The 11,344-nt window shown below is 72.1% G+C and carries 12 protein-coding genes; 5 read left to right on the top strand and 7 right to left on the bottom strand.

The window, feature by feature from the left end; genetic code table 11:
* Nucleotides 1–2: 2 nt before the first annotated feature.
* The 5 genes from ACQPZ4_RS19800 to ACQPZ4_RS19780 all read right to left on the bottom strand — a co-directional run bounded on the left by ACQPZ4_RS19800 (nt 3) and on the right by ACQPZ4_RS19780 (nt 4,808).
* Nucleotides 3–797 (bottom strand): alpha/beta hydrolase, encoded by a 795-nt coding sequence (locus ACQPZ4_RS19800; RefSeq protein ID WP_433063064.1) that lies wholly within the window; start codon nt 795–797, stop codon nt 3–5.
* The gene (locus tag ACQPZ4_RS19795) at nt 794–1,741 is read right to left on the bottom strand and encodes an alpha/beta fold hydrolase (protein WP_433063061.1); all 948 of its coding nucleotides are present in this window, start codon (nt 1,739–1,741) and stop codon (nt 794–796) included. The genes ACQPZ4_RS19800 and ACQPZ4_RS19795 overlap by 4 nt, the downstream gene beginning before the upstream one ends.
* 8 nt (nt 1,742–1,749) lie before the next feature.
* On the bottom strand, nt 1,750–3,024 hold the full coding sequence (locus tag ACQPZ4_RS19790; RefSeq protein WP_433063058.1) for a helix-turn-helix domain-containing protein: 1,275 nt from the start codon (nt 3,022–3,024) through the stop codon (nt 1,750–1,752).
* A gap of 96 nt (nt 3,025–3,120) precedes the next feature.
* The gene (locus ACQPZ4_RS19785) at nt 3,121–4,083 is read right to left on the bottom strand and encodes a helix-turn-helix domain-containing protein (protein ID WP_433063055.1); all 963 of its coding nucleotides are present in this window, start codon (nt 4,081–4,083) and stop codon (nt 3,121–3,123) included.
* A gap of 137 nt (nt 4,084–4,220) precedes the next feature.
* The gene (locus tag ACQPZ4_RS19780; RefSeq protein ID WP_433063053.1) at nt 4,221–4,808 is read right to left on the bottom strand and encodes a TetR/AcrR family transcriptional regulator; all 588 of its coding nucleotides are present in this window, start codon (nt 4,806–4,808) and stop codon (nt 4,221–4,223) included.
* 134 nt (nt 4,809–4,942) lie between these two features.
* Between ACQPZ4_RS19780 and ACQPZ4_RS19775 the strand changes: the two genes are divergently transcribed.
* The 4 genes from ACQPZ4_RS19775 (at nt 4,943) to ACQPZ4_RS19760 (ending at nt 9,366) form a co-directional block, all read left to right on the top strand.
* Nucleotides 4,943–5,554 (top strand): DUF998 domain-containing protein, encoded by a 612-nt coding sequence (locus ACQPZ4_RS19775; RefSeq protein WP_433063050.1) that lies wholly within the window; start codon nt 4,943–4,945, stop codon nt 5,552–5,554.
* Nucleotides 5,555–5,827: 273 nt separating this feature from the next.
* Nucleotides 5,828–7,327 (top strand): GAF domain-containing sensor histidine kinase, encoded by a 1,500-nt coding sequence (locus ACQPZ4_RS19770; RefSeq protein WP_433063047.1) that lies wholly within the window; start codon nt 5,828–5,830, stop codon nt 7,325–7,327.
* A gap of 3 nt (nt 7,328–7,330) precedes the next feature.
* Entirely contained in the window at nt 7,331–8,548 is a 1,218-nt protein-coding gene (locus ACQPZ4_RS19765) for an LCP family protein (RefSeq protein ID WP_433063045.1), read from the top strand.
* Entirely contained in the window at nt 8,545–9,366 is an 822-nt protein-coding gene (locus ACQPZ4_RS19760) for a polysaccharide deacetylase family protein (protein WP_433063043.1), read from the top strand. Before ACQPZ4_RS19765 ends, ACQPZ4_RS19760 begins: the two co-directional genes overlap by 4 nt.
* 155 nt (nt 9,367–9,521) lie before the next feature.
* Here ACQPZ4_RS19760 and ACQPZ4_RS19755 read toward each other — a convergent pair whose 3' ends face one another.
* A complete protein-coding gene (locus tag ACQPZ4_RS19755; protein WP_433063041.1) occupies nt 9,522–9,947 on the bottom strand; it encodes a hypothetical protein in 426 nt (141 codons plus the stop codon).
* A gap of 47 nt (nt 9,948–9,994) precedes the next feature.
* Between ACQPZ4_RS19755 and ACQPZ4_RS19750 the strand changes: the two genes are divergently transcribed.
* Nucleotides 9,995–10,507, top strand: a complete 513-nt coding sequence (locus ACQPZ4_RS19750; RefSeq protein ID WP_433063038.1) for a hypothetical protein — start codon at nt 9,995–9,997, stop codon at nt 10,505–10,507.
* A gap of 467 nt (nt 10,508–10,974) precedes the next feature.
* Here ACQPZ4_RS19750 and ACQPZ4_RS19745 read toward each other — a convergent pair whose 3' ends face one another.
* Nucleotides 10,975–11,313, bottom strand: coding sequence for a hypothetical protein (locus ACQPZ4_RS19745; protein WP_433063036.1), 339 nt, complete (start codon nt 11,311–11,313; stop codon nt 10,975–10,977).
* Between the last annotated feature and the right edge of the window lie 31 nt (nt 11,314–11,344).

Here is an 11,344-nt window from a genome sequence, read left to right as displayed (position 1 = left end):
CGTCATCGGGCGTGGCGCAGGGCCCAGTCCATGGCGGTGTCGGCGATCATCTCCCAGCCGGGCTCGGCGCAGGTCCAGTGCGACCGGCCGGGGAACTCGCGGTACTCGGTGACGGTACCGTCGCCCTTGTAGTGATGGGCGTTGGACCGGTTGACCGAGGGCGGCATGATGTGGTCGGCGCCGCCGGCGATGAACAGCAGCGGGGCCCGGTCCGGGTTGTGGTAGTCGACCCAGGTCTCCTGCTTGCCGGGCTTGAAGTTGGCGATCAGGCCGTAGGCCCACACCCAGCTGCCCGGGGCCGGGATGGCGTAGCGCTCGTACGCGGCCAGCGACTCCTGCGCCGACAGCGTGTTCGTGAATGCGTAGTGGAACTGCTCGGGCGTGAACCCGGCGGCCTGGTGGCGCTTGGCCGGGTTGTTGAGGATCGGGAACAGCGACCGGATCTGCGACGGCGGGGTGACCCGGATGCCCTCCGTCGGGGCCGAGTCGATGACCACGCCGGCGGCGCCGTGGCCGCGGTCGAGCAACAGCTGCGTGAGGGTACCGCCGAACGAGTGCCCGATGATGATCGGCTTCTCCGGCAGCGCGGTGATGATCTTCTCCAGGTGGGCCACGGTCTCGGGGACGGTGGCGGCGGCGATCGGGGCCGGGTCGGCCCGCAGCGCCTCCACCTCGACCTCGAAGCCCGGGTAGGCCGGCGTCAGGACGGTGTGCCCCTTGCCCTCCAGGTACGGCACCCAGTGTTCCCAGCTGCGCGGGGTGACCCACAGGCCGTGGACGAGAACGATCGTGCTCATGCGTCGTACTCCTTCAGGAACGCGAGCAGGTCGTGGCCGAGCTGCTCCTTGTGGGTGTCGGTGATGCCGTGCGGCGCACCGGCGTAGACGATCAGCTCGGCGCCCTTGACCAGCGCGGCGGAGGACTTCCCGCCGACGTCGAACGGCACCACCTGGTCGTCGTCGCCGTGGATGACGAGCGTCGGCACGTCGAAGCGGGCCAGGTCGTCGCGGAAGTCGGTGGCGGAGAACGCCGCGATGCACTCGAACGCCGCGCGGTGCCCGGCCGCCATCGACTGCAGCCAGAACGCCTCCCGGATGCCCGCCGAGACGTTCGCGCCGGGCCGGTTGTGCCCGAAGAACGGCCCGTCGGCCAGGTCCTTGTACAGCTGGGAGCGGTCGGCGAGCGACCCGGCCCGGATGCCGTCGAACACCTCGACCGGCACCCCGCCGGGATTGTCGGCGGTGCGCACCATGTACGGCGGCACGGCCGAGACCAGCACCGCCTGCGCGACCCGGCCGGTGCCGTGCCGGCCGATGTACCGCGCGACCTCCCCGCCGCCGGTGGAGAAGCCGACCAGCGTGACGTCGCGCAGGTCGAGATGCTCCAGCAGCGCGGCGAGGTCGTCGGCGTAGGTGTCCATCTCGTTGCCGTGCCAGGTCTGGCTCGAGCGGCCGTGCCCGCGCCGGTCGTGGGCGATGGCCCGGAAGCCGTGCTCGGCCAGGAACAGCTGCTGGGCCTCCCAGCTGTCGGAGTGCAGCGGCCAGCCGTGGGCCAGCACGACCGGCCGGCCGGTGCCCCAGTCCTTGTAGAAGATGCGGGCACCGTCGGAGGTGGTGACGTACACGAGCGGGCTCCTGTCAGTTCGTCGTGCGGACCTCGACCGTGCGGTCGCCGGTGAGCGGGCTGCTCGGCGATCACCGGTCTGCCGCCCATGCAACCAGCGGCCCATGGCGGGCACCATGCGGAACGTTAGGCAGAACGCCGGGCGGGCCCGTCCGGCGCCGCCGGCGGCTCTTCGGCCCGCAGCCGCTCGGCCGCGAACAGCCGGATCAGGTCGTGGAAGCGGTACTGCCGGTCGCCGTCAGGCTCCAGCAGTCCCAGGTCGAGCAGCTCCTCCAGGTGCTCCTCGGCCTCGGCGACCGGGCACGGCGCCACCAGGGCCGCCTCGGCCGGGCCGAAGGAGACCGCCGGCACCTCGGCCAGCCGGCGGAACACCGCCCGGACCGGGCCGGCGAGCTGGGCGTAGGACACCAAGAACGCCGCCCGTACCCCGGATCCGGGCGCACTGAGCAGCGCCAGCCGCTGGTCGGCGTCGGCCAGCCGCTCGGCCAGCACGGCCATCGACCATCCCGGACGGCTGTGCAGCCGGGTGCCGGCGATGTGCAGCGCCAGCGGCAGGTGCCCGCACAGCCGGGCCACGGCCTCGACCTGCGCCGGCGTGCCGTCGTGACCGGCCGCGGCGGCGTGCAGCAGCGCCGCCGACTCCGCCGGGGCGAACGGCGCCAGACCCAGCCGGTGTACCGCCTCCAGGCCGCCCAGCGCCCGCCGGCTGGTCACCAGCACCGCGTTCGCGCCGGCGCCCGGCAGCAGTCCGCGGACCTGGGCCTCGTCGGCGGCATCGTCGAGCAGCAGCAGGCACCGCCGGTGCCACAGCACCGCCCGGACCTGACCGGCCCGCTCGTCCTCGTCCCGGGCGATCCGCGCCGCGGGCACCCCCAGCGCCTTGAGCAGCGTGGCCTGCGCCGGCCGCGCACCGTTGCGCAGATCGCCGTCGCGCAGATCAAGATGAAAGACGCCGCCGGGGTACCGGTCGCGGTGTTCCTCGGCCGCCCGCACCGCCAGGGCCGTCTTGCCGACACCGGGCGGCCCGTGCACCACCACGGCCACGCCGGGTCCGCCCGCCGGCACCGCCGCCAGCTGCCGGCCGATCGCGTCGAGCTCGGCGACCCGGCCGACGAACGGGCCGCCCGGCCGCGGCAGTTCGCACGTCCGGGGCCGGCCGGTCGCCGCCTGCGGATCACGGCCGGCCCGGGCGAGTGCGGCGAACGCGTCCCGCTGTGCCGGGTCGAGCCGGAGTGCGGCGGCCAGGGCGGCGACGGTCCGCGGCTGCGGCACCCGGCTCCGGCCGCGCTCGGTGTCGCTGATCGCGCGCGGGCTCAGGCCCGCGGCCTCGGCCAGCGCCTCGATGGTGAGCCCGGCCCCGGCCCGCAGCGTGCGCAGGTGCTCACCGAACCCGATGTCCACCCGGCCGACCGTAACGGCGCCGGCCTGCGCCGACTCGGCTGTGCGTGCACCGCCGTCGGCCCACGCTGCACACCTGCGGCGGCCCGGGTGCGGGCCTTACGACCGGGCGTCGGCCGACGAGCGCCGCCACTGGTTGGGCAGCATGCCGTACCGTGCCTTGAACCGCCGGGTGAAATGGGTGGCGTCGCGGAACCCCCAGCGCCGGGCGATCGCGGCGACCGAGCGGTGCCGACTCTCCGGCAGCAACAGCTCGTGCCGCGCCCCCTGCAGCCGCTCACTGATGATCCACTGCTCGAGGCTGAGACCGGCCTCCGCACACACCTTGTACAGGTGGCGCAGCGACACGTTGTGCGCCGCGGCGATCCGCTGCGGGGTGAGGTCCGGGTCGGCCAGGTGCTGCCGCACGAACACCCGGACCCGGGTCAGCAGCGTCTCGGCCAGCACCTGCCGGGCGTGCTGCCCGCCGCGCCCGGCCGAGGCCAGCAGCGCCCGCACCAGGTCGACGCTCGCCGCGGCGACGGCGCCCACCGCCGGGTCCGCGACGATGCGCCCCGGGTCCCGGGCCAGGTGGGCGATGTGGTCGGTGACCATCCGGTAGAACGAGCTGGCCCGCACCTCCACGGTGGCCCGGCGCACGACGTCGACGGGCAGCCCGAGCTGGTCGAACCCGACCTGCAGGCAGCCGGCCGCGCCGTCGCCGGACCACGAGTAGTCGTACGGCCCGGACAGGTCGACCGCGAGCAGCTCACCGACCGGCACGACGGCCCGCCGCCGCTGCTGCTCGATCCGGCCGGGCGAGCGCCGCTGCACGGACAGGGCCACGACCGGCATCGCGTCCTGCCGGGCCAGCCGCGCCGTGCGCAGCAGCCGGATGCCGGACGAGCGGTGGGTGAAGATGTTCGCGTTGCCGAAGTCCCACACCTCCATCCGGGCGTGCACGTCGCCGTCCGGGTCCTCGTGGATGACGTGACACGGCGCCGAGGCGTACATCATCGCCGTGTGGACGGCCTCCACCCGCTCCCGCGGCGGCAGGTCCGCGGTGTCGAGCACGTACGGCATCGCCTCACCTCCGGGTTCACGCCCTTTGCCGAGGAGGTTACGGCTTCCCGGTCACCCGACGCTGCACGCGGTGACGGCCGACGATTCCGTCCAACCTGCAACTCGCCGAGCACGCCGATGAGCTGCAGCAAAGACGGTCAGGTCGGTCCGATCCAACCGTGGTCGAGGATGCGGAACCCCGCTTCGAGCATTGGATCGGTGTCGCTGGTCACGAGCAGCTGGATCTGCAGGGCGAAGCGGGCGTAGATGCGGATCTCGTCGCTCGGCTGCACCAGGCCGAACTCCTCAGCGATCGTCGCGGCGAGCGCGTCCTCATGGCGGTTCCACATCCGGGAGGCGTAGTCCTGCAGCGCGGGTGTCGCCTCCATGAGTGCCATGACTCGGCGGCGCAATTCGGCGTCGTCGCCCGACCACATGGCGACGAACTCCGAGCGGTAGTGGGCCTTCAGCGCCGTCGAGATCGAGGCGCCGGCCGGCCGGTCCCGCACGGCGGCGACGAGTCGTTCGCGCTGCTCGTCCTCCTCGTAGAACAGCAGCGCCTCCTTCTGCGGGAAGTGCGCGAAGACGGTCGTCGGGGAGACGTCCGCCCGATCGGCGATCTCCCGCACACTCACCGCGTCGAAGCCGCGCTCCAGAAAGAGCTCCAGCGCCGCGGCCAGGATCGCAGCGCGGGTCGCTGCCTTCTTCCGTTCCCGCCGCCCGCCCGGCCCCGCCCCGACTCCCATGGTCAGCATCCTACAAAATTCCGGCTTGACACCAAAACTGGTCTCGATACAGTACTGGTGTGATACCAGTTATCGAAGGACAGCGTTGTGTCGCCCAGCGCCGGTCCACAGGCGTCCTCCTGACTGCCGGGCCGGTGATCTTCCTGCTGCTTGAGTTCGTTGCCGCCGCAGCCTGGTCTGATCCCCCCTACAGCTACACGTACCACTACATCAGCGACCTCGGCGTGCACGGCCCGCTCACCGCACTCGGCCAGTACATGTACTCGCCGCTGGCCTGGGTTATGAACACCGGCTTCTTCGCCTTCGGCGTCCTGGTCTTCATCGGTACCGTCACACTGCGCGGCCTGCACGGCTGGCGGCGCTGGCTGGCGCTGACCCTGGGAACGCTCGTCGGTGCCGGCGGCATCGTCCTGGCGATCTTCCACGGCGACGGCGAGGCCGACCGGCTGGGCCGGGTCGACTATCACGGCTTCGGCGCCTTGGCCTCCATCGTCGGCGGCAACGTGCTGATCATCGTGCTCGGCCGCCTGCACGCCCGCCTCGGCCTCACCCGCCGGGCCGGGCGGGGCATCGCCGCACTCGGCGTGTTCGGGCTGGTCTCGATCGTGGCCTTCTCGGCCGCCGCCTCGGCAAACGTGCTGGTGGGCTTGGTCGAGCGCTGCGCCGTCTACCCGGTCTTCGCCGGCCTCATCTGGGCCGGCGTGTCGATGGCGGCTCGCAACGAACCCGACCGCGTACGACCGTGACTTCCCGGCGCTCTTGACGCCGAAGCCGACCGGCAGCGGGCGGCGTAGGTCGCCGCCCGCCACCGAGCACGCCGCTCTGCTGAGCGGGCACGTCGACGCCGTTCCGGCCGGCGACATCGGCCCGCATCCAGCCGACGCGCCGGCTTCCGTGCCACCACAGCGGGTGGCAATCCTCACCTCCGATCGGGCGGCGTCCGGTTCGGGGGTGATGCGGGTTGCGGCGGGAAGGTGCTCGAATGAGGTGAGATTGTCGCGCGAGGGGAACGGCCACTCATGCGAAGATGCCTGCCGGCCCTGCTGGCGCGCCCGGCGCCGCCGATGGCGGTCCGGGTCGCCGTGGCTGTCGCGATCGTCGCGGTGGAGACGGTCGTGCTGGTCGCGCTGCCGGTCGGCATCCTCGAGCAGACGAGCGGCATGGTGTACCTCACCGGCGTCCTGGCCATGTCCGTGCTGTGGGGCGCCCGGCTCGGCGCCGTCACGGCGCTGGCGAGCGTCGCCGCGCTGGGCTTCCTACCCGGCATTGCCCTGTGGCCGGCCGCGACCTTCCTCGCCGCCGCGTCGCTGGTCAGCGGCCTCGCCCACGTCGCAGCGCGCTCGGTGCCCCACGCCAGGGCGGAGCACCGGGACAGCCGGCGGGAGGCCACCTCGCTGGCCACGGCGCAGGCCGGGCTGCGGCGGGTGGCGACGCTCGTCGCGCGGGGCATCGATCCGGCCAATGTGTTCGACGCGGTCACCGAGGAACTCGGCCGGATCCTCGGCCGCGGCTTCCCCGTGATCCTCATCCGCTACGACCCGGACGGCACGGCCGCTCGGGTCATCGGGCGCAGCGAACCCACCGACATCGACTATGTCCCCGTCGAAGGCGACAGCCTGGTGGCCGAGGTGTACCGCACCGGCCGGGCCGCCCGGAAGACCAGCTACACGCACGCGGCGGGGCCCAATGCGGCCATCGCCCGCCGGGTCGGCGCCCGCTCCGGCGTCGGCGTGCCGGTCCTGGTCGGCGACCGGGTGTGGGGCGTGGCCATCGTCGTGTCCACCGGCCCGGAGCAGCCGCCGCCCGACGCGGAACGCCGCATGGCGGACTTCACCGAGCTCGTCGCCACCGCGATCGCCAACGCGGAGAGCCGCGCGCAGCTCATCGCCTCGCGGGCCAGGATGGTCGCCGCCACCGACGATGCCCGTCGGCGTCTGGAGCGCGATCTGCACGACGGGGTACAACAGCGGCTTGTGTCCCTCGGACTGGACCTGCGGGTGGCGCAGGACGGGCTCCCGCCCACGGCCGGCGTCGTCCGGCAGCAGCTCGGGCGGGCCGTCGACGGGCTGACCGCCGTCGCCCACGACCTGCAGGAGTTGTCGCGGGGCATCCACCCGGCGATCGTGTCGCAGGGCGGCCTCGCCCCGGCGATCCGCACCCTGGCCCGGCGCAGCGGGCTGCCCGTCGACCTCCGCCTGCACGTCGACCGGCGGCTGCCGGAGAAGATCGAGGTCGCCGCGTACTACATCGTCTCCGAAGCGCTGACCAACGCCGCCAAACACGCCCACGCGAACACGGTGCGGACGTGCATCGAGACCGACGAGTGTCAACTGACGCTCACCGTGCAGGACGACGGCGTCGGCGGCGCCTATCGCGAGGGCGGATCCGGGCTGCTCGGCCTGCAGGACCGGGTCGAAACCCTCGGTGGCACCTTCAAGGTGCTCAGCCCGCTCGGCCGGGGCACCACCCTGCACGCCGAACTCCCGGTGCGGCCGCACAGCTGTGCGGCAAAGCCGTAACCGATGTGCGGCTCAGCGCGGTCGCGCCGGCCGCCGGTACCGGCGACGCTGCACGTACACCGCCCCGGGAGGAGACAGGTCATCGGCGTCAGCAACCGCAGCCCCCGCTGGGCCAGGCTGTGCCTGATCGTCGGTGCGCTGCTGATGCTGGGCAGCGCCGGTTCCCTGGTCGGCGGCGACCTGGTGCTGGCCCACTACAGCGCCCAGATCACCCACCCCGGCGGCCTCGGCTCCGCCGCCGCGACCGGCCACAGCATCGACGGGCCGCTCAACCTGCTCCTCGTCGGCATCGACGAGCGGACCGGCGACGCGGCGATGGGTGCCCGCGCCGACTCCATCATCATCGCGCACATCCCCGCGAGCCACGACCAGGTCTATCTGACCAGCATCCCGCGCGACACCCGGGTGGCGATCCCACCGGACCGCATCAGCGGGTACCGCGGCGGCACCGACAAGGTCAACGCGGCCTTCGAGTTCGGCTACCAGCGCGGCGGCGGCCGCGACGAGGGCCTCACCCTGCTGGCCGAGACGGTGAGCACCCTCGCCGGCGGCCTGAAGTTCAACGCCGCGGCGATCGTCAACTTCGACGGCTTCCAGAGTCTCGTCACCGCCCTCGGCGGCGTGCACCTGTGCGTCGACGAGCGCACCACGTCGATCCACGTCGGCTGGAACACCCGCACCGGGCAGGAGGGCGAGCCGTACAACTTCAGCCCTGACGGCATCCCCACGACCCTGAAGCCGAACATGCGGCCCCAGATCTACGAGGTCGGCTGCTCCGACATGGCCGCCTGGCAGGCCCTGGACTACGTCCGGCAGCGCGACAAGCTCGCCGACAACGACGGCGACTACGGCCGCCAGCGCCACCAGCAGCAGTTCATCAAGGCCCTGCTCACCAAGGCGTCCAGTACCGGCGTCATCACCGACCCGCACAAGGTCGGGCAGATCCTCGACTCGGTCGGCAAGGCGGTGTCGTTCTACAACAACGACATTCCGCTCGCCGACTGGATCTTCACGCTGCACGGCATCACCCCCGGCAGCCTGGTCACGGTGAAGACGAACGACGGCCGGTTCAACACCGAGGTCATCGGCGGCCAGTCGTACGAGACACTCGACGCCACCACCGTGCAGCTGCTCGCGGCCATCGCCCAGGATCGGGTCGCCGCATTCGTCGCCGCCCACCCGGAACTCGTCGACACCACCGCCGGCGGGAGCCGCGGATGAGCACCCCGATCCCCCGCCGGTCGCTGCTGCTCGCCCTGGGCGGCGCCGCCCTGCTGGCCGGCTGCGGCACCGACCACCCGGCCTGGCACGGCGGCGACATCCCCGGCGACTCCCACCCCGGCGACAGCGCCGGCCCGGAGGCGACCGGCAGCGCACTGGTCGTTCCGCCCGCCAACCCCCCGACCGCAGGCACCTGCCCCACCAACCACGGCGTCGTCCAGCAGCCCGGCGGCCCGCAGCATTACCTGCCCTGCCACGGTACGGACATCGCGCTGACCGTCGACGACGGACCCGACCCGACGTACACCCCGAACATGCTGGCCCTCCTCGCCCGCCTGCACATCCGGGCCACGTTCTGCATGATCGGCCGCAGCGCCGCCGCGCATCCGGACCTCGTCAAGCGCGTCCTCGACGGCGGCCACCACATCGCGAACCATACCTACGACCACCCGCTGAACATCGCCAAGCTTGCCGCCAACGCGGTGCACGCCGAGATCGCACGGGCTTCCGACGCCATCAGTACAGCGGGCGGCGGGTACCGGCCCACGCTGTTCCGCGCCCCCGGCGGGGCCTGGTCGCCCACGGTGCTGCAGCAGTGCGGGTCGCTGGGGCTGCGGCCGCTGGACTGGAGTGTGGATCCGCGCGACTGGAGCCGCCCGGGCGTCCAGCACATCGTGACCACGATCATGACCCAGACCCGTCCGGGCGCGATCATTCTCGAGCACGACGGCGGCGGCAACCGGGACCAGACCCTGGCCGCACTGGGCGTGACGCTGCCGAAACTGCGCGACGCCGGGTACACCTTCGTCCAGCCCTGAACCGGGACGCGGGTACGAGCGCTACGCCGCGCAGGGCGGCGACTTCGGCGCCGGCATCTCCCTGACGCTCGGCGCCGCAGCGGAGGAGCACATGCCGATACTGGCGTGGGCGTCCAGCATGTACCCAGGGATGCTGACGGACGCGGCGACGCTCCTTAGCGCGTTGGGTCGCCACGCCCGAAATCCTCAGGCGCTATCCGCAACCGCTCCTCCATCGCCGCGCCGATCCGATCGTCCTCGGGCCGCCGCCCCACGAAGTCCCAATACGCGCCGCTGCGATTCCCCGCCAGCTCGACGTTGTCATGCTCGGCCGCAAGGTCGCGAATGAGTGCACCCAGGCCCGTCAACCCAAGGTAGTCACACGCGTCCGCAACCTTTTGCATGCGCTCCACCGGATGCCACTCGAGCGCCTCGCCGAGACCCGAACTCATGAATCGGTTGTTGAACCAGTTGAGGTACGCCAGGTGACGCAGGCCGGCCGGCACACCGTCGGCAACGGACTCACCCTCACGGGACATCCGGAGCGAGAGATCACAGCTTTCGTTCCAGACCTCGCCACCCGCCACACTGAACACCGACACCCCTCACCTCATCGGCCGGTTCCGCACCCGGCGCTGTACCGTCTCGTGTGGCCTACTTCGCGGACCTGACGCCCTATGCGTACTTCCACAGCGACGAAGACGACGAAGACGTCGTCTGGCGCGAGTGGGGCGAGCTGAGCTACCGCCCGCGGTACGAGCGGCGCAACGTCGGTTGGCTGGACGCGTCGCACCCGTTTGACAGGGGCCCGGTCCCGGCCTGGTTCGCCGGCGCGCTCCTCGACGTCATCGACGGCCCGCCCGTCAACGAAACTCGCGGCCTGCACGACTGCGAGCTCTGCCCGCCGGGCACGGGCCGCATCGCCCATCCGCGGCCGCGCCGGAACTGGCTGGCGTACTACGAGATCAGGGTGCCGGCTGGGCCCGGCGTGATGTTCGCGGCGCCGGCCCTGATCTGGCATTACGTCACCGCCCACGACTACCGGCCGCCGGCGTTGTTCGTCGAAGCGGTGCAACGCTACGACGCCGGCTGGGCCACCGAGCCGAGCCCCTGGATCCCGCCCGACGCGGAGCGCGACATCTGGAACCGCACCGCCAGGTAGCCGGCGCCAGCGCGACTCGACGATCGGGTCCAGCGGGCGCCACAGGTGTGGGGCGGCGGCGCGCCCGGACCACGCGTAGCGGTCGGCGTGTCTGCGCGACCATCGATGTTGATGCGGCCGCGGGTGGCCGGATGTCCCGACCGCGGCGCTAACCATCGGACCTGACTGACGAGCGGTGGGCGCTGGTCGAGCCATTGTCGCCGACTGTGAGCTGCGAGGCCGTTGATGACCGCCGTTCTCGCGCACGGAGGCGGTGATCGCGTCGACCCGCCTGGCAGAGCTATTGCCCGACCGCGCCTCCGTCCGGAGCAAGCTCGTGAGGGCAGATGGCGCGGTTGTGCACCAGAACGGGGACCGGGCCGGTCACCACGTAGTACGTGTGCACGCGCGCGACGGTCACCTCGAAACCTGCTCACTTTCGTCGATGACCCACACACGCAGATCGCCGCTGGCATGCACCGCCCCTGCTAGCCGCCGTCCGGGTCCGCCACGTCGACGGCCAGCCTGATCTGCTCCCAGTCGTTCAAGGGCTGAGCGATGTGGTCATAGGGCTCGACGAATTCGCGCAACGCACCGGCCGACGATCCCGCGATCTGCCGAAGAACGAGCCCGGGAAAGACAGGACTCGCCTTGGCCACGGTCTGCTCGGCGTCGAGCCAGACGGAGTCACACTCCTCACAAACCCACAGGGTGGTGCCCGTTGCCAGCACAACGCACTGCAGCACCCACCCCCGCTCGCAGACCCCGCACAAGTACTTCTCGAGCCCCGCGATCCGCTGCTCGCGAACCTCTAGCCAGTAGCGCATCAGAACGGCACCGGGTGTGCCGTCACAAACC

This window comes from Dactylosporangium sp. CS-033363 (genome assembly GCF_050942475.1).
Taxonomy (GTDB): domain Bacteria; phylum Actinomycetota; class Actinomycetes; order Mycobacteriales; family Micromonosporaceae; genus Dactylosporangium.
The sequence above is the reverse complement of the archived record's forward strand: the minus strand, read 5'-3'. Positions and strand labels throughout refer to the sequence as shown.

Excerpts from the sequence above, each read along its gene's own strand:
- ACQPZ4_RS19800 (WP_433063064.1), bottom strand. The coding sequence starts at position 797 with ATGAGCACGATCGTTCTCGTCCACGGCCTGTGGGTCACCCCGCGCAGC.
- ACQPZ4_RS19795 (WP_433063061.1), bottom strand. The coding sequence starts at position 1,741 with ATGGTGCCCGCCATGGGCCGCTGGTTGCATGGGCGGCAGACCGGTGAT.
- ACQPZ4_RS19785 (WP_433063055.1), bottom strand. The coding sequence starts at position 4,083 with ATGCCGTACGTGCTCGACACCGCGGACCTGCCGCCGCGGGAGCGGGTG.
- ACQPZ4_RS19780 (WP_433063053.1), bottom strand. The coding sequence starts at position 4,808 with ATGGGAGTCGGGGCGGGGCCGGGCGGGCGGCGGGAACGGAAGAAGGCA.
- ACQPZ4_RS19770 (WP_433063047.1), top strand. The coding sequence starts at position 5,828 with ATGCGAAGATGCCTGCCGGCCCTGCTGGCGCGCCCGGCGCCGCCGATG.
- ACQPZ4_RS19765 (WP_433063045.1), top strand. The coding sequence starts at position 7,331 with ATGTGCGGCTCAGCGCGGTCGCGCCGGCCGCCGGTACCGGCGACGCTG.
- ACQPZ4_RS19760 (WP_433063043.1), top strand. The coding sequence starts at position 8,545 with ATGAGCACCCCGATCCCCCGCCGGTCGCTGCTGCTCGCCCTGGGCGGC.
- ACQPZ4_RS19745 (WP_433063036.1), bottom strand. The coding sequence starts at position 11,313 with ATGCGCTACTGGCTAGAGGTTCGCGAGCAGCGGATCGCGGGGCTCGAG.